General features: G+C 47.4%; 17 protein-coding genes. 16 read left to right on the forward strand and 1 reads right to left on the reverse strand.

The annotated features are described in order from the left end of the window. The first annotated feature begins 102 nt into the window (after positions 1-102). Positions 103-573 (forward strand): HAD family hydrolase, encoded by a 471-nt coding sequence (locus B147_RS0120410; protein WP_020589062.1) that lies wholly within the window; start codon positions 103-105, stop codon positions 571-573. 23 nt (positions 574-596) lie between these two features. On the opposite strand, the gene B147_RS0120415 is transcribed toward B147_RS0120410, so the two are convergent. Beyond that, positions 597-1,796 (reverse strand): Bcr/CflA family efflux MFS transporter, encoded by a 1,200-nt coding sequence (locus B147_RS0120415; protein ID WP_020589063.1) that lies wholly within the window; start codon positions 1,794-1,796, stop codon positions 597-599. A 446-nt stretch (positions 1,797-2,242) separates the two neighbouring features. Here B147_RS0120415 and B147_RS0120420 point away from each other — a divergent pair, with 446 nt between their 5' ends. The 15 genes from B147_RS0120420 (at position 2,243) to B147_RS0120495 (ending at position 16,839) form a co-directional block, all read left to right on the forward strand. Beyond that, complete coding sequence (locus B147_RS0120420) at positions 2,243-2,971, forward strand: LytR/AlgR family response regulator transcription factor (protein ID WP_020589064.1); 729 nt, start codon at positions 2,243-2,245, stop codon at positions 2,969-2,971. Positions 2,972-3,117: 146 nt separating this feature from the next. Next, positions 3,118-3,495, forward strand: a complete 378-nt coding sequence (locus B147_RS0120425; protein ID WP_020589065.1) for a LytR/AlgR family response regulator transcription factor — start codon at positions 3,118-3,120, stop codon at positions 3,493-3,495. Between the two features lie 203 nt (positions 3,496-3,698). After that, on the forward strand, positions 3,699-4,754 hold the full coding sequence (locus B147_RS0120430; RefSeq protein ID WP_020589066.1) for a response regulator: 1,056 nt from the start codon (positions 3,699-3,701) through the stop codon (positions 4,752-4,754). 258 nt (positions 4,755-5,012) lie between these two features. Further along, positions 5,013-5,594, forward strand: coding sequence for a Pvc16 family protein (locus B147_RS29060; protein WP_020589068.1), 582 nt, complete (start codon positions 5,013-5,015; stop codon positions 5,592-5,594). 239 nt (positions 5,595-5,833) lie between these two features. After that, the gene (locus B147_RS0120445; protein ID WP_157237973.1) at positions 5,834-6,562 is read left to right on the forward strand and encodes a hypothetical protein; all 729 of its coding nucleotides are present in this window, start codon (positions 5,834-5,836) and stop codon (positions 6,560-6,562) included. Positions 6,563-6,581: 19 nt separating this feature from the next. Next, positions 6,582-8,270: a phage tail sheath family protein gene (locus B147_RS0120450; protein ID WP_020589070.1), complete on the forward strand. Its 1,689-nt coding sequence runs from the start codon at positions 6,582-6,584 to the stop codon at positions 8,268-8,270. Between the two features lie 77 nt (positions 8,271-8,347). After that, on the forward strand, positions 8,348-8,800 hold the full coding sequence (locus B147_RS0120455; RefSeq protein WP_020589071.1) for a phage tail protein: 453 nt from the start codon (positions 8,348-8,350) through the stop codon (positions 8,798-8,800). Continuing rightward, positions 8,793-9,257, forward strand: coding sequence for a phage tail protein (locus B147_RS0120460; RefSeq protein WP_020589072.1), 465 nt, complete (start codon positions 8,793-8,795; stop codon positions 9,255-9,257). The genes B147_RS0120455 and B147_RS0120460 overlap by 8 nt, the downstream gene beginning before the upstream one ends. A gap of 198 nt (positions 9,258-9,455) precedes the next feature. Beyond that, a complete protein-coding gene (locus B147_RS31880; protein ID WP_020589073.1) occupies positions 9,456-9,626 on the forward strand; it encodes a DUF5908 family protein in 171 nt (56 codons plus the stop codon). 29 nt (positions 9,627-9,655) lie between these two features. Beyond that, positions 9,656-10,384: a CIS tube protein gene (locus tag B147_RS29065; protein ID WP_020589074.1), complete on the forward strand. Its 729-nt coding sequence runs from the start codon at positions 9,656-9,658 to the stop codon at positions 10,382-10,384. Next, positions 10,381-12,174 (forward strand): type VI secretion system tip protein VgrG, encoded by a 1,794-nt coding sequence (vgrG, locus tag B147_RS0120475; RefSeq protein WP_020589075.1) that lies wholly within the window; start codon positions 10,381-10,383, stop codon positions 12,172-12,174. Before B147_RS29065 ends, vgrG begins: the two co-directional genes overlap by 4 nt. A 16-nt stretch (positions 12,175-12,190) precedes the next feature. Further along, positions 12,191-12,493, forward strand: a complete 303-nt coding sequence (locus tag B147_RS0120480) for a PAAR domain-containing protein (RefSeq protein ID WP_020589076.1) — start codon at positions 12,191-12,193, stop codon at positions 12,491-12,493. Between the two features lie 52 nt (positions 12,494-12,545). Beyond that, the gene (locus B147_RS0120485; protein ID WP_020589077.1) at positions 12,546-13,712 is read left to right on the forward strand and encodes a hypothetical protein; all 1,167 of its coding nucleotides are present in this window, start codon (positions 12,546-12,548) and stop codon (positions 13,710-13,712) included. 456 nt (positions 13,713-14,168) lie between these two features. Continuing rightward, positions 14,169-15,140: a ligand-gated ion channel gene (locus tag B147_RS29795; RefSeq protein WP_020589078.1), complete on the forward strand. Its 972-nt coding sequence runs from the start codon at positions 14,169-14,171 to the stop codon at positions 15,138-15,140. A gap of 430 nt (positions 15,141-15,570) precedes the next feature. Next, positions 15,571-16,839: a hypothetical protein gene (locus B147_RS0120495; RefSeq protein ID WP_020589079.1), complete on the forward strand. Its 1,269-nt coding sequence runs from the start codon at positions 15,571-15,573 to the stop codon at positions 16,837-16,839. Positions 16,840-17,213 lie beyond the last annotated feature (374 nt).

The raw sequence follows: 17,213 nt of genomic DNA on the forward strand, positions 1-17,213 counted from the left end.
CTGTGTCACTAACACAGATTTTTCAACTTCTGTTGTGGGCTGAACCACGGTGAAAAACCAGGTCAGCCCGCGGCTGGTTATAAGACGTCGTTAGGAGGCGGCATGATCCGCGTTGAAATTCCCGGCACCGGTCCGGTTAATATTCAAAATGTGATGTTTGACTACAACGGCACCATTGCAGCGGATGGCCGCCTTCTTGACGGCGTGGGGGCGGCCATGAACCGGCTTGCCCACCGCCTTGATTTTCATGTGGTGACGGCTGACACCTTTGGGTCGGTCCAGGCACAGCTTGAGGGCGTGAAGGCCCAAGTCGTACTGATTTCAAACCAGAACCAGGATCAAAAAAAATTGGACGTGCTCAATCACATCGGCCCGGACACCACCCTGGCTGTGGGCAACGGGGTTAACGACGCCTTGATGCTTAAACAAGCCGTGTTGGGTGTCGCCGTGCTTGGGGAGGAGGGGATGGCGTTACCGGCACTGATGTCAGCCGATGTGATGATCCGGCATATTCTGGATGTATTTGCTTTTTTTGAAAATCCTAAACGATTGATTGCCACCCTGAGAAATTGATTTTTAATTAACGTTTGCAAGGATCAGCCGGCCTGGCGGATAAAAGAACGCTTTCGAATTATCAGCCACAATCCGCTGCAGACTACGCCGATTGTAATCTGTATCAGTCCAAGACTTGGAATCAGATCTTCAACAGCCTTAAGGGAGATGAGGAACATACCTAAGCTGCCCATGAACATGGCCATGAAATTGATTAGGGCTGCAGCCGATCCCGTGTCTTCATCCTGCTGGGATAAGAGCAGGTTGGCAGAAGGGGGGCGCATCAAGCTGCATGCCAGGGTCGTTGCAAGCATGCCCGGAGCGAACAGAAACGGGGAGGCGCTGCCTTGCATAAAAATGAAGCTTCCGCTTAAGGCCATACAGGCAAAACTGCCGCTGATGATATTGCCCGGTGAAAACCACCGTGATATCTGGATATACGTCAAGGGGCCTGCCAGGGCGCCCAATGCATTAAGACCAAAAAAATAGCTGTAGGTCTGTTCATCCATGCCGAATCCCTGGATATATATAAATGCAGAGGCACCGATGAAGGTCATAATCGGCAGGGATACCATGGAAAACAGCATGAGCAAAATGGAAAATCCCGGATTTTTCATGACCACGCCCAGACGCCCCAGGGCGTGGAAAACAGATCCCGGGTAACGGGTCTCAAGGGGTTCATCCAAAATCAGGGACAGGCAGAATGAAAACAGGCCGACCCCGGCCAGTATCCAGTATATGGCATGCCATGACACGAATTTTAAGATCTGTGCCCCTGCCACCGGTGCCACTACCGGTGCCACAATAACCATGGCCATAACAACGGCCAGTACCGATTCCCGTTTCCTGCCCGTATACATATCTTTGACCATCGCTGTTGCGACAGCACTGCCTGCGCCACCGCCAAAACCCTGGAATATCCTGGCCACAATGAGTGTCGTTACATTGGTGGACATGGCGCATACGGCACTGCTTAACGTGTACAGAACAAGTCCTGTCAGCAGAATGGGTTTTCTGCCATATTTTTCACTGATCGGCCCCCAGATCAGAATGCCCAGGGAAAAAGAGATTAAAAACAGACTCAAACTCAGGTTTACAAGGGTTTGACCGGCGTTGAACTCTTCCATCACATGGGGAAGGGCCGGCAAGTACAGATCCGTTGACAAGGGTGGAAAGGCGCTGAGCAGCGCCAACATGGCGATGATTGAACGGTCGCCGAAAAATCTTTGTTTTTTATGCATCATGAGTTGAGCAGCTTTCCAAATTTGTTGTCGATAAATTTTTGCCTGATCTAAATAACGGCCATGGGCCGACCTGGTCTATAAACACCCAGGCTCAACCCACAACAAAATATGAAAGTAACTTAGCAACTTATTGGTACTTTCATATAAAAGGTTATACATTAGCAAACGTTTGATGATTGCTCCAGCTACAACCGGCAAGGCGTTCAATTATTTTACCTTTTAAAAGACTCTGCTGAAGAAGGCAGTGTTCGTTTTTCCTGTATCCTGATTGACTTTTTAAGATAATTTAATCTATGATAACTCCAAACTTTGCCATTTTCGTATGAAACCTTTGAGTCTCTTTTATAAAATTGACTCATTGTCTAAATTGTTATCAATGTGAAACATTGATTTTCGCCGTAGTGATATAAACATACAGGGACTTAAAAAACAACGGGCTTGATACTATGGTCTTAAATGCGCTCATAATTGAAGACGAACCATTTGTACGACAGGATCTTTCCGCCCTGCTTGAGCGCCATGGACGGGTGCGTATCGCAGGAGAGACTGGTACCCTTTACGAAGCAAAAGAACTGCTGCAGCAGAAATTTTTTGATCTTGTTTTTCTGGATGTCGGTCTTCCCGGGGGATCTGGGTTTGACTTGATTCCCTTTATCGATCCGCAATCAAAGATTGTCTTTGTCACGGGGCATGATCATCATGCGTTAAAGGCATTTGAACTCAATGCGTTGGATTATCTCCTTAAACCCGTGGCAAAAGATCGCCTTGCTAAAACCCTGGCACGTATCCTTCCGGAGGCTGAAAATCCGGCAGGGCAGGCCGAAAAGAAACGGGTTTTGATAAAATGCGATAGCGGGAGCCGGTATGTCGCCCCGGACGATATATTGGCCATTAACTCCATCGGGGGCAATTATGTAGAACTGTATTTACACCAGGGTGAAAAGCTGATTCTCAGGAGTACACTGAAGTTTTGGGAGGCTGCCTTATCTGCTGAGTTTTTTTGCCGGACCCACAAATCAACCATTATTAACCTGGCGCGTGTAACCGGAGTGACTGGCCAAACAAACGGAATCCCCGAGGTCTTCCTGGGGCAACACCCTCACCCCTTCAGGGTCAGCCGGCGGATGGCCAGCCATCTGAAAACAGCTCTCATAAACATCAAAGCGTTAACATGAAAAAACCATTCATCACACTTTGGCACCATTTATCACAAAGTATTTTTTCGTGTGTTAAAAATGATTTAAAGTCCCCGGTATACCAAAAAGGGTGACATGGCGTTGCTTTTAGAAAATAGCCGAATTATTCCCGGGAAAATATGGCAATGGGCAGGACCGAAAACACCACCAATAAAAAAATCAGGGTCGGACTGATTGAAGATGAACCCTTTGTCCGGGCAGACCTTCGCCACCTGTTGTCATTTTTTGACCGCATTGACATACTCTGGGAAGCTGAAACCTACGACGAGGCGACGCAGATCTTAAAAGAGATTAATGTCGATCTGGTTTTTCTTGACATCCGAATCCGGGGCGGTTGCGGTTTTAATCTGGTCCCCCTGATTGAGAAGAAAAAAATAGATTTTGTCATTATCTCGGCACATGAAAAATACCTAAAAGAGGCCGGGATGACCCATGCCCTGGACTTTCTTTTAAAGCCGGTGTCCCGGCAGCATCTGACCGATATCCTCAACCGGATGCCATAGTCGTTTTACCATGTAATGCAAAGAATAATATCCAAATTAAATACCGGACAGCTCCGTAAGGCAAAGGCGGTGCCTTCTTTTCTTGATTTCAATATCAAAACACGGTAACGTGAACAATCCTCAAAACAAATAGTAGCTCCGGAAGTCAATCCGAACGGCGTGTGTTTTTTAAACTGCCGTATCGATCAATAAAGGAATACAAAATGGCATCCGATGACACACCCCAGGTGGTTGTGGCAGATGATCATCCTAAAGTACTCGAGGCTGTCGACAGAATGTTCATGGGTGCAGGAATCAGCTGCCAAACCTTCTTGAATGGAGATGCCGCACTTTCATTCATAAATGCCGGCAACATTCCCAAGTTGGTCCTTGTGGATATCATGATGCCCGGGCTCTCAGGTTACACGGTCTGTGAGACCCTAAGAGAAACATTTTCAGCCCATGAACTGCCCATTATCATGTTCACCGGCAGTCGCAATCCCGACGCTTTGATCAAGGCATATAATGTTGGTGCAAACGATTATATTACCAAACCCTTTTCCTCGGAAGAACTTATTGCACGAGTGCAATGCCAGCTGGCGCTGCAAAAGGCCCATCTGACCCTCCAGAAAAATTTGAGACTGGAGATGGAGTTGAAGAAGCAGAAACAAAAGGAAGCACAAGCCTGCAGGGCCGCCATGGAAAGCAAAAGGGAAAAACTAAGATACCAGATCAATCCCCATTTTTTATTCAATGCCTTGGCTTCCATCCGGGGAGCCGTGTTTTCCAACCAGGATGCGGCTTACGATATGATCACTCATCTGGCTGAGTTCTATCGTCTTTCCCTCTCCCGGGGGGCGATAGAGATGCAAACCATTGCCGGGGAAATGTCAATGATAGAGCATTATTTGGAAATTGAGAAGATACGCCACGGTAACTATCTTTCTGTTGATATCGCAGTGGACCCGTACGTAGAAAACATAAAGATTCCCTCCCTTGTCCTGCAGCCTCTGGTTGAAAATGCCGTAAAATACGGAAATAAAACCAGCCCCGCTCATCTGGGTATCCGGATCAGTGCCACCTTGTACCGGAAAACCCACGTCCGCATTATCATTGCCAATACCGGGAAATGGATGGCCCCATCGGATAGTACTGCCGGAACCGGTATCGGTATTCAGAACGTGACCGCTCGCCTGAAGGCCTTTTATCCGGACACCCACACCTTTGAAAAGCATGAAGACAACGGGGAGGTCCGGATAGAGATCATTCTGCCTGCATGATTACCATAAAACCCATTGTCTGCCGTTCATCACTAATATCCTGCCACTTGTCACTCCTGCCTTTATAGAAATTATTCAGTATGGTTGAAAAAAAAGAGCAATACCCCATGGCTGTTTTGCGTGAATCAAGCAAGGAATCGGATATAACCGACAGGGCGGAGCAATGCAAAAAAAGAATTCAAAGGAAAATGCAGGCAAGGGTAAATCCTATCTCCTTGAAGAGCGTCCGGATTTTCAGTCCAATCGTGGGGCGGCCCGATGATCAATAATGTCCTTGAACTGGTAACGACTTCCCTGAACAGGTATTTGAAGATTCGTTTTGAGTTCAGCGAACATATGGTGGTGCTGTCGAGCCTGGTGGAACCGGATGGAACCATGGTTTCTGCAACGGATAATAAACTGGTTATTTCCCTGGTGGGTATTGAACGGGATACTTGTGCGAACACCTCCCCGGTGGTTAATACAAAAGGGGAGGGCGGGGCATCGGCCAAAGCCCGTCCCGGCATCCGCCTGAATCTCTACATCATGGTCGCTGCGAATTTCAGTGCCGGCAATTATAATGAGGGCTTGAAAATTCTCTCCCAGGCCATTGGATTTTTCCAGAAGCATCCGGTGTTCACCCGGCACAACATCCCGGATATGGATCCTAAAATCGGCAAGCTGATTTTTTCCATCGAAAATATGAGCATCAGGGATCTTTCCAGTCTGTGGAGTGTCATCAGCAACAAGTATCTTCCTTCCGTCCTCTACAAAATTCAGGTGGTTGCCATTGATACGGAGGCCGTTGTGCAGAGAACACTGGTCATTGAGGGCGAGAAGGTCCAGTCTAAGATTATATAACAGCCATGGGCTGACCTGACATATCAACTGCCAGGTATAGCCCACAACAAAGTTTGAAAGATCTGAGTAGCTTACACAGACGTTCTGATAAACCCCCATATTTTAGGGAAAACGCCATTTCTCAATTCAACATATTTTTCACCGTGGAACTGCGGCACACCTATTTTGAAAATCGGTTATGCCGTCCTTTAAGATTGAGTCCGGCAAATGAGACCCGAAAGCTTGCGGGCAAAACCGGGATGATCCTGAAACCAGAGGCCGGCAGGATCGTTGTTCTTTATGAGAAAAGCCGTCTTGATGCAATGAAGATGTACATGGGTGACCCCTTTGATCCGCTCTGCTTTTATTTCACAGGGCAAACATCAGACCCCGTTTTTTTTAACTATACGGAAAATGCAGAGGGTCCGCCGGAAACAGCGTTATTCCTGAGCACCCGGTCCGGTAATCCGGACCCGTGCTGTCTTACTCAAAAGCCCCGGGTTTCCATGGGGGACCATCAAGCATCGGCAGACCCGGCGCTTGCCGCCGCCATGACCGGCAGCATAAAACAAAAACGCCCCCTGTTTGTCATCGGCTTGTTCCCGGAGCCGGACGACGGCATTTTTTTTTCAAAAGAAGGCCAGGTCCTGGGACAGACCTTTCATGCCACTTTTTCCACCCGGAAAACCCGCTGGAAATATCTCATTTCGGGTAAGCCTGATCCAGTGCAGGTCGTTGACCGGGACGGCAAAATCCAGTTCGAAAAGACAGAGCCGCCGGATCTGCCCATCAGCAGTCCGGTCCAGGCATTTATTTCAGATCAATCCATTCCCCTGACACAGAGTTGCCCTACCAATTTTGCCTTAAAGGACGAGATGTCCGGTGCCCTTATCTTGAAGCGTCTGCCCCCTGCATCCCCGGATATTCTGTTTAAATCCAAAGGCCCCGGCGCCGCCGGATATATCTCGGAAATTTTTGTTAACATTTAAAGATAAGAGAGGAAAACCAATGGGAACCATGAAAACCCCGGGTGTGTACATCGTGGAAAAAAGCGCTTTTCCAAACTCAGTTGTGGAGGTCGCCACAGCAGTGCCTGCCTTTATCGGGCATACGGAAAAAGCGGATAACAAGGGCAAAAGCCTTAAAAATAAACCCTGGCGGATATCTTCCATGGTGGAGTACCAGGAATATTTCGGGGCTGATCCCACACCGGCCTTTACCATTGCACCGGTCACCAACGGATCAGACCCGGATCTCAGCTTTTCCGGCACCGGCAAATACAACCTGACCCGGACCGGGCCGGAATATATTTTCTTTTATTGCATCCGGATGTTTTTCGAAAACGGGGGCGGCCCCTGCTACATCGTATCCATCGGGAATTACGATGGACAAGACTTTGATGCGGATCAGATGAAGGCCGGAATCAAAACCCTGATCAAAGAGACCGAACCCACCATGGTGGTAATCCCCGAGGCAGTCAAGCTGAAAGAGGCAAAGGACTGCATCGCTGTCCAGCAGGCATCCCTCATGCACTGCGGGGATAAAATGAAAAACCGGGTCTCCATTCTGGATGTCTACAATGGGGACAAAGACCGCCATGACCCGGATGGAGACCCTATTGAGGCGTTCAGGGGCGCACTTGGCATCAACAATCTCGACTTTGCTGCGGCCTACTACCCATGGCTGAACACCACGGTGCTCCAGGAAAAGGACCTGAGCTATTTCCATTTGGAGGAGAACGGGCTGAAACAGCTCAAGCAGATACTGACAAATGAATTTATCGCCCCGGTTGAAGCCGAGCTGGAGAGGCTGAAACCCAAGGGCGGCAAAGCTGAACCTCCCGAAAAGGAAGATGCCGCTGCCGAAGGGGAGGATACCTCTGACAAGAAAAAGGATGCCCCGGCAAAGAAGAAGAGTGCCCCTGCCCAGGAAGATCTTGATCCGGATACCCAAGAACAGATTACGGCCCTGGAAGCCATGATAAAACAGCAGTCTGATTTTATTGACGACCTGATGAACAATGCCGGCAATCCTGAAATGGCCGGCGTTCTGGATAAGGCTCTGGCCAAAAAGAGTAAAAATTGGGCACTGCTGGTAAAGGAAATGACCAGCAAGTTCAACCTGCTGCCCCCGGCCGCAGCCATGGCCGGCATCTACACCATGGTGGACAATTCCCGCGGGGTGTGGAAAGCCCCTGCTAATGTCAGCCTCAACTCCGTGGTTTCCCCGGCCGTGAATATTTCCCACGACGACCAGGAAGACCTTAACGTGACCATCCACGGCAAGTCCATCAACGCCATTAGGACCTTTATCGGTGAGGGCGTCCTGGTCTGGGGCGCCAGAACCCTGGACGGCAACAGCCTGGACTGGCGCTACGTTAATGTCCGGCGTACCATGATCATGCTGGAGGAATCCATTAAGAATGCGGCCAAGGCCTATGTGTTCGAGCCCAATGATGCCAACACCTGGGTCACCATGAAGTCCATGATTAAAAATTTCCTCAACGGCATTTGGAAGCGCGGGGGCCTGGCCGGCGCCGTCCCCGAAGATGCCTTCAGCGTCCATGTCGGCTTAGGCGAAACCATGACCTCTGAAGACATTCTGGAAGGGATCTTGAGGATCACGGTCCTGGTGGCAGTCTCACGGCCGGCAGAGTTCATTGAAATTACCTTCCAGCAGCAGATGCAGAAATCGTAGATTAGCTATCAGCTGTCAGGTATCAGCAATCAGCTGATTGCTGACCGCTAAAACCAAAAAAATATGGAGAATATATCATGGCAGATGACGGATCCGCCCAAAGCAGTGCAGTATGGCCCATGCCTAAATTTTATTTCCAGGTCAAATGGGATGATAAGGAACTGGCCTTTCAGGAAGTATCCGGCCTGGACAGCGAAGCCCAGGTCATCGAATACCGGGCCGGGAACTCAAAGGAATTTACCACCATCAAAATGCCCGGCATTAAGAAATACGGGAATGTCACCATGAAAAAAGGGGTGTATAAAGGAGACAACGCCTTCTGGGACTGGCTCAAGGAAATCAAGATGAATACCATCAAGCGCATTCCCGTGACCATCAGCCTCCTGGACGAGGAAGGCAGCCCGGCCATGACCTGGAAGCTGGCCAATGCCTGGCCCACCAAAATTACGGGCACGGACTTCAAGTCCGACGGCAATGAAGTGGCCATTGAAACCATTGAGATCGCCCATGAAGGGCTGACGCTTGAATAAGACCTTTGGATACGACCTGCCCGTTGCTTTTTACTTTATGGTGGAATTTATGGATGGCTCCAGTATCTGGGAGGTTCCCTTTCAGGAAATTTCGGGGATCAAAACCCGTATGGATGTGGAAGAGGTCCCGGAAGGGGGGGAGAACCGGTTTGTTTACAAGTTGCCCAAGCAAATAAAATCGGACAATCTTGTTCTTAAAGCTGCGGTGCAAACCCAGGATTCTCCCCTTGTCAAATGGTGCAAAAAGACCCTTGAATCGGATTTTTCCAACCCCATTAAACCCATGGATGTCCATGTGATGCTGCTGAACCATGGAGGGCAGGTCTTGATGCACTGGCATGTCCATAATGCCTATCCCGTTTCCTGGGAAATCGGCGCCTTTCAGTCCACCAAAAACGAGGTTGCCATAGAAACCCTGGAACTGGCCTATACCCACAGTACCCGGGAAGATCCTTAAATAGTGCCCGACCGAAAACCGTAAATTTTGCCGATTACTTCGTTGGTCGTAAATTTTAATCCTCGAAATACTTCATGTATTCCTCCGGTTAAAATTTGCGCCCGCCTTGTACTCGACAAAATTTCCAGGTTTTCGTTCAGACACTAAATAGCTGTCAGGTATCAGTTTGCCCTAGGGCGATAATTTATGGAGGTAGAAATGACTATTGAGATCAAAGAACTGATCATTAAAACCGTGGTGACGGAAGGCCAGAGCGATAACCTGTCCGGTTCCATGGCAGATGAGGTGGCCGACCGGATACGGTCTGATTTCCTGGCGGACTGCCGGGCGATTGTAAAGGATGTGCTGGAAGAACTTGAAGGCCGGTAAATCGTTCAACATAATTAAGGAACCCTGATATGGCATTGGCCTCAGGAAAAAGCTCGGGAACAAAACTGACCATCCAGGCCTGTTCCCTGGATAGCAATGGTTCGCCCACGGCGGACGGCTCCAAATTTGAAACCGTGATTAACCCTGAATCCTATAAACAGGAATACGGTATCAATTACAACAGGGACACGGCCGAGGGTAAGCTTGCGCCGGAGCTTAAATTCAGCAATCACAACGAAGAAAAAATTTCCTTTGATTTCGTGATCGACGGTACAGGCGTAGCCGACGCCGTCAATATGATCCGAAGTCCAAGAAAGGTGAAAGATCAGATCAAAGATTTAAAGGACATCGCCTACACCTATGACGGAAGCATGCACCAGCCTAAACCGGTCAAGCTAAGCTGGGGCCCCATGTCCTTTTTTGGGCGTCTGACAAGCATGAGTGTGAATTACACGCTGTTCAAGCCGGACGGCACGCCCCTGAGGGCCAAGGTCAGCCTTGCCTTTTCCGAATATGTCAGCCCTGAGGAAGAATCTAAAAAGGCTGGACGGTCTTCTCCGGACCTGAGCCACACAAGGGTGGTAAACGCAGGGGATACTTTGCCCCTGCTCTGCCATGAAATTTACAGGGACAGCTCCCTGTACCCCTATATTGCCAGGGAGAACAACCTGACCGATTTCCGGAATATACCTTCGGGCACCCGGCTTAGCTTCCCCCCCATCCAGGCGTTGGATATACCCCAAAGGAGAGACCCATGACCCCTCCACGATCCGGCATACTCAGGGTCACTGTCAAATCCGAAGGCAAGCAGATCAAGGACGAGTACAGTGTCGTCTCGGTGTCGGTCGCAAGACAGATCGGCAAGATCCCCACGGCCAGCCTTACCCTGATTGACGGGGATATGCCCACAGGGGAGTTCAAAGCAGCAAATTCGAATGATTTTATTCCGGGGACAGAAATTGAAATTCTGGCCGGGTACGAGGCGGATGAAACCGTCATTTTCAAGGGCGTGGTCATCCGCCAAAGCCTGACCATCAGCCGGTCAAACAGCGTCAACCTGGTGGTGGAGTGCAAAGACAAGGCCGTAAAAATGACCAAGTGCCGCAAACGGGTTCATCACCAAGGGGATACGGACGACATCATACTTTCAAAACTGATACAGGACAATGGACTGGCGTCTGATGTGTCAAGTACCGGGGATGCCTGCAACCCCATCCAGTATGATGCCACAGACTGGGATTACCTGCTTATCCGGGCCGAAGCCAACGGGCTTCAGGTCATGGTTACGGACGGTAAGGTTCAACTGGCACCCGTGGAAACGCAAGACTCACCGGCCATGACAGTGACGTATGGCTACAATCTCTACAGTTTCTCCGCCAAGCTGGATGCCACAGCCCAGCTCAAGAGCGTGATCACCCACGCCTGGGATCCTTCCGAGCAGAAGATGATCAAGGCCCAGAGCGACGATTTGAATATCAGCGACCAGGGAAACCTGGATTCCCAAACGCTTTCCAAAGTCCTTGACACCGAAACCCTGGAACTCTGGCTTCCCACGCCCATGAGTCAGGCGGATTTAAAGTCCTGGGCTAATGCCAGGCTGGTAAGGGCCCAGATGGGCCGGATCCAGGGCAGCATGACCTTTGCCGGAGACAGCAGGGCCGTACCGGGCGCCTGCATTAAACTTGAAAAGGTGGGGGACCGGTTCAACGGTAATGTCTATGTTACCGGGGTGACCCACACGATTTCAAACGGCACCTGGATCACAGATGTTCAGTTCGGCAGGCCGGACAAGTCCTTTGCCCAGATCCCTAACCTCTCCTCCCCCCCGGCCGGCGGCTTGGCCCCCCCGATCAGAGGCCTTCACATTGGTGTTGTGACCCAGCTGGACGAAGACCCGGACCAGGAAAACCGGATTCAGGTGGAGATCCCCACCCTGGGGGAGCAGTCCACCCATGTCTGGGCCCGGCCGGCAAACTTTCATGCCTCCCAGGGATTCGGTGCGTTTTTTATTCCGGAAATCGGGGACGAGGTCATCCTTTCTTTCCTGGACAATGATCCCGGCAATCCCGTCATACTGGGCAGCCTTTACTCCGGAAAGCGGGAGCCTCCTGTTCCCATAGACAAGGAGAACAACATCAAAAAAATCCTTACCAGGGAAGGCATGGAACTTGAATTTGACGATGAAAACAAGGCGATTCTTTTAAAAACCCCTGGGGACAACCAGCTCAGTCTGTCCGATTCAGATGAAGCCGTCACGATCAAAGACCAGAACGGCAATACTATTAAACTCTCCTCTTCGGGCATCAGCCTGGACAGCGATAAGGACATCTCTATCTCAGGCAAGAACATTTCCATCTCCGCCAAATCCGGCATCACGCTGGAGGCCACGCAGGCCGTGGATATTTCCGCCTCAACCGACGCCACGATCAAGGGGCTCAATGTCACAGCCGAGGCCCAGGTCGGGGCAACGGTCAAGGGCAATGCCACCGCGGAATTGTCTGCTTCCGGACAGACTACGGTTAAGGGTGCGATGGTGATGATTAATTGAAAGCTGACAGCTAAAAATGCCTCCCGCAGCCAGATTAACCGATATGCACACCTGCCCCATGCAGACCCCGGCCTTTCCCTCGCCCATCCCCCATGTGGGCGGCCCTGTCATCGGCCCGGGTGTGCCTACCGTTCTCATCGGCAGTATGCCCGCCGCTGTGGTTGGGGATACCTGCACCTGCACAGGTCCGCCCGACGCCATTGTCAAGGGTTCCGCCACCGTGATGATCGGGGGCAGGCCCGCTGCCAGAATGGGGGATACTACGGCCCATGGCGGCAGCATTACTGTGGGGTGCCCTACTGTGATGATTGGGGGCTGAGAGGCGTTAAAGGTAGCCTATAACAACCCCTGAAAAATTAAAGGTTTGAGATATGTATGCACAAGGGAATAAATCGAAAGGAAATAAAAGTAGGGTGGTTGCTAATTCTGTTGACCGGGAGAAAAGTAATGTTAAGCAAGGTTTTGGGTTTGTAGATAGTCGACCTGAATATATTAAGCAAAGAAAATTGCAGAAAGGCTTCGAGTCAACCAAACAACAAGAAAATAGTTTACGGAGTCTATCTACTTTAATTCAAAGAAAAGAAATTGAAGTATCAGGTGGAAAATTTGATACTTATACATATGAAGCAATTAATGGATTCAAAAAAGGGGCGGAAATTGCACTTTTTTTTCAAGGAAATGATGAATTGGGTGATGATGATGATACAGTCAGTTTAGTACAAACAGTTAATGATACCACAAAATTGACACACTCCACTACGAATGAAGATATAACTCCAACTCCCACGACATCGGAATTAGGTAATCGAGTTCTCACTGAAGATGATGAATATGCAGTAAGTCAAGATATTGGAACAGGTATAGATCAGGAGGTTCTAAACGATCAAGGTGGAGTAAATAACTTAGATCCGCGTTATTCGGAAACAAGGATGGATGAAAATGAAGAGCTAAACATACAAGGAAAAACGTCTCATCCCTATAGTGTAAAATCGGGGAAAAAAGTGAGTGGAAAATGGACCAAAGCCCAATTAAATGACGAACCAGGTCTTAATACGAGAATTCGTAGAGTTGAACATACATTAACAGGAGGAATGAAATTTGAAGTAGCGGCACTCCATAATGATACAGGACAATATCTTGGTTCAATAAGGTGGGGATGGGAGATGAATACCGGCACTCCAGAATTGACACCCGCAGATATTGAAAGAGTTGATTTTGGAAGTGCATCGAAGACTTTTCACCGAGCGGCTAAAAAGTGGAATGAAACAAAAATTTTGGATCAGCTTTCTAGTACCAGTCACGTTCCGATTCAATTACCAGTGGATGAAACAAAATTAGCCACCCATTTTGCATTGGATAAAATTGTAACCCTTGACCTTGGTAATTTAATAACGAATCAAACGGGAATAATAGTCTCCGCTGTTGAAAACGGAGGTATGCCAAAATTAAAGACTCTAATAATACATGTGTTAAGTATGACGCCAGAGCTGAGGGGCAGGTTAATTGAATGTGGAGTAAATGTCATATTAAATAAGTGACGGATTCATCTTTTGCAAATAGTCAATAAATTTGAACTTGCACCCTCAAGCCCATAACAAACCCTAAAAGAATTCCGCCAGACTTCCTGTCTTGCGTTGGCGAAATTGGCGGAGTTCTAAAGGCCAACCTCCTTCCGACGAGCAGTTTTTTGGGTTCTCATTCTCAGGGGGTGGCTTCCACTTCCGCTAGGCTGCGGGGAAATTACGAACGTTTAAACAATGACACAGAATTATGAACACTTCCAAAATTGGTGGACTCGTAAAAAATCCCAAATGGCAAATTTGCTATCAATGATTCCAGTGTGTTACGGCTCAAAAAACGCCGGACTTTTTACAGGTTCATCAAAATTAGAGTCATATAGGAAATTTTTCCAATGAAACAAGCAACTCTGTGGTGGATATCCGCATGCAGTATCTGTATTATTGACCGTTGTGTTGATTGGTTTGTGGGTTCAGATGAATCGACATGATATAGAACCCACTCAACTGGTCAATGAGCAGGCCACCAATGACTATCTTAAAGAGCACTGGGAAAATCGATCGGGTAGTTCTGTTTCTCATGCCGGACCGACCATTAGGATAAAAACCGGAATATTTATTCAGTCCCTGAAGTTTTTCAATTCCACTGAAGTCAATCTGTCGGGCTACATCTGGCAGCGTTACAGAGTTGGTCTGCATGATGCCATCAAACCCGGCCCCTCAGAGGTTGGATTCATCTTACCTGATCAGGTCAATTCGGGCAGTGATATAGAGCCGCGTGAAGCTTACCGAATCCGTAGTGGCAATGAGGAGGTTATTGGTTGGTATTTTGAGGCGAACCTGCGCCAACCCTTCGATTATTCAAAATATCCTTTTGACCATAAAACCGTATGGATCCGCATGTGGCCAAAGGATTTTTCGCAGAATATCGTTCTGGTTCCTGATTTTGATGCGTATGAGGCAACCGGTTTATCCGATGTCTTCGGCATAGAGGAAAATATTGTGCTCGGTACCTGGGAACGTAAGGACACCTATTTCGATTACAGGCTATCCAGTTATGATACAAATTTTGGGATTACGGACTACATTGGTCAAAAGGGCTTCCCGGAACTTCACTACAATTTCGTAGTTAAACGAAAATTTGAAAACGCATTTATCGTCTATTTGTTGCCTCTGTTTCTGGTTGCTGCGTTGTTAACCGTCAGTGAAAACGATGAGCTGTCGAACCGATTTGGTTTCAATACCTCAGGGTTCATTGGTGCCAGCTCTGCCCTGTTCTTTGTTGTCCTGTTGGCGCATATCCAGCTCAGAGAACAATTTGCGTGTGCAAGTATTGTCTATATCGAATATTTTTATATCCTGATGTACGCACTGCTTGCCGCCGCGACGGCCAATACTTATCTATTCTCGATTCGCTCAACCATTTGGCGTAATGTCATCTTGGCGTAATGTCATTTCGTATAACGATAACATCATACCCAAAGTTGCCTATTGGCCGTTCGTACTCAGCTGTTTGATTGCTATTACCCTGCTGGTCATGTATTAGCAGTCAGCGCTCAGGTTTCAGCTTTCAGCCATTAGTTTAAAGCTGAAACCTGAAGGCTGACAGCTAAGCGCTAACAGCTGCTCACTCTGAACCACCCAGATTTATACCTACATCATCACGAAGGGATTTAATAACATTACTTCTCCTCTGGATAATCTTGATGTTTAAAAAGAGGGTTTTTATCCCCTATATTCGGTCGGATAAAGACACTTTTTTTCTAAAGTCCATAGATTGCAAGCTCACAATGCTTAGATGCATTATAGCCTGATTGTTATAGGCAATTAAAGACAGGCTATAACAATGGCTAAAGACAAAATTAAAAAGGTTTGAGATATGTTCGAACAAGTAGAAAAACCAAAGGAAAACAGGAGCAAGGCAGTTGCTAATTCTGTTGTGCAGAATAAAAATAGAGTGAAGCAAAGTGTAGGGTTCGTGGATAATAGACAACGAGCTGTGGCTCAAAATACTATTCAACTTCGTGCTAAAGATCCATATGAAAGAGGTGTTGTTGATAGTCCACAAGTACACCATATAATTTCTCATTCAAAATTGATTGGAGGGCTTGGAAAATTAGGCGATGATGATAAAGCAGAGGTCAAAAGAGGTTTTATGCCTACTGACAATAAACTAACTATAAGACAGATCTATAATCTAAACGATAGACTCGTGTTCACAACAAACAACAATAAAGTAGCTATAGAAAATAGAGTGCTTGATCGAAACAACGAACATTTTAGTGAGATGCCTTGGACTGAGCAATCTATCACAAGTTTAAATGGTGATGAAGTTACAATTACATTTGCTGGGATAGGTTTTAATAACACCACCCTCACTAATTGGATTGCCTCGTATAATAAAGTAAAGGGCGGTCAGGATCCAGATGTTGGGGAAAAGGATTTTTGGAACGCCCTACAAAATTCCTACTTTGAATGGTCTGGTGGAAATCTTTTTTATGGTGCTCAAAGTAGGGCTGAGCCAGGTGGAGCTGATTTAGACGCGTTTGATGAGGATGCCAAATATTTTCGGAACGCTGATCATGTAGCTCGTTTAAAGAGGCTATCTGAAGAATTGGAAGATGCCGGAGATGATACTGACCAAATCAAAGCTAAGTTGTTAGAAATCGGTGCTGCAAATAGGGACGAAGGAGTTGGGCCGAAACACGATCGTAGTAAATGGTATAAGCCATCAAATGACAATCAGAAACAAGCGTTACTGGAAATTCTAAAGCCTGGTGACCGAAAAGATTATATTGATACCCAAGTTGCTCATAAAGCCTTGCCAGTTGTATTCGTAAGAGAGAGAGTTGACGACTGGGCAGTTAAGCAAGTCAATGATAAACCTACCTTAGATGAAAGTCATGAGGTATACAATTACATATACAAGGGTTCGTTGACAGTTCCAAATATAAACGGTATCAATGCGTCAAGAACGACGATAAGAAACAAAGGATATAAAGTGAAACTACAGGGGGCTCAATCTGGAGAAGTTCTGAATTTTCAGCAGGCTCAAAAAATAAAAATGAAAGATATAACTAATAGTATTAATGAGTTGCTGCTGAAAGAAGTTAAAGTGAGACAGAAGATAAATCTTGGTATGCAATAGTATTGTCTATATAAAAAATGAGAGTTCTCCTGATTCATAAAAGGAATAAGCAGTTATATTATTACAGTATAAATCGGACTGGGCTATACGAAAAAGCCCATAACAAAATCTAAAAATCATTTAAAATCGTCAAATCGAATCAGGGAAAAGGCAAGGTCTGATGATTTTCAAGGCTCACCTATCCTGTGGCGGGTCTGATTTATCCCGGCAACGATAGTGGCTGCACTAATCTTCTTTCTTATCGTTTCAGGGATATCAACATCGAAAAGAGCTGTTACGAAACCCCAAAGAAACCCTCCCAAGACCATTAAACCAAAAGCGTTAGCTGTCTACTGACCGCTGATAGCTAAACATCAATAAAAGGAGATCTCTAA

The sequence above is a fragment of the Desulfobacter curvatus DSM 3379 genome (genome assembly GCF_000373985.1).
GTDB classification, from domain to species: domain Bacteria; phylum Desulfobacterota; class Desulfobacteria; order Desulfobacterales; family Desulfobacteraceae; genus Desulfobacter; species Desulfobacter curvatus.

Coding starts and splice junctions, on each gene's coding strand:
- B147_RS0120495 (WP_020589079.1), top strand. CDS start 15,571: ATGTTCGAACAAGTAGAAAAACCAAAGGAAAACAGGAGCAAGGCAGTT.
- B147_RS29065 (WP_020589074.1), top strand. CDS start 9,656: ATGGCATTGGCCTCAGGAAAAAGCTCGGGAACAAAACTGACCATCCAG.
- B147_RS29795 (WP_020589078.1), top strand. CDS start 14,169: ATGAATCGACATGATATAGAACCCACTCAACTGGTCAATGAGCAGGCC.
- B147_RS0120485 (WP_020589077.1), top strand. CDS start 12,546: ATGTATGCACAAGGGAATAAATCGAAAGGAAATAAAAGTAGGGTGGTT.
- vgrG (WP_020589075.1), top strand. CDS start 10,381: ATGACCCCTCCACGATCCGGCATACTCAGGGTCACTGTCAAATCCGAA.
- B147_RS0120430 (WP_020589066.1), top strand. CDS start 3,699: ATGGCATCCGATGACACACCCCAGGTGGTTGTGGCAGATGATCATCCT.
- B147_RS0120480 (WP_020589076.1), top strand. CDS start 12,191: ATGCCTCCCGCAGCCAGATTAACCGATATGCACACCTGCCCCATGCAG.
- B147_RS0120420 (WP_020589064.1), top strand. CDS start 2,243: ATGGTCTTAAATGCGCTCATAATTGAAGACGAACCATTTGTACGACAG.
- B147_RS0120425 (WP_020589065.1), top strand. CDS start 3,118: ATGGGCAGGACCGAAAACACCACCAATAAAAAAATCAGGGTCGGACTG.
- B147_RS0120450 (WP_020589070.1), top strand. CDS start 6,582: ATGGGAACCATGAAAACCCCGGGTGTGTACATCGTGGAAAAAAGCGCT.
- B147_RS0120455 (WP_020589071.1), top strand. CDS start 8,348: ATGGCAGATGACGGATCCGCCCAAAGCAGTGCAGTATGGCCCATGCCT.
- B147_RS0120410 (WP_020589062.1), top strand. CDS start 103: ATGATCCGCGTTGAAATTCCCGGCACCGGTCCGGTTAATATTCAAAAT.
- B147_RS31880 (WP_020589073.1), top strand. CDS start 9,456: ATGACTATTGAGATCAAAGAACTGATCATTAAAACCGTGGTGACGGAA.
- B147_RS29060 (WP_020589068.1), top strand. CDS start 5,013: ATGATCAATAATGTCCTTGAACTGGTAACGACTTCCCTGAACAGGTAT.
- B147_RS0120445 (WP_157237973.1), top strand. CDS start 5,834: ATGATCCTGAAACCAGAGGCCGGCAGGATCGTTGTTCTTTATGAGAAA.
- B147_RS0120415 (WP_020589063.1), bottom strand. CDS start 1,796: ATGATGCATAAAAAACAAAGATTTTTCGGCGACCGTTCAATCATCGCC.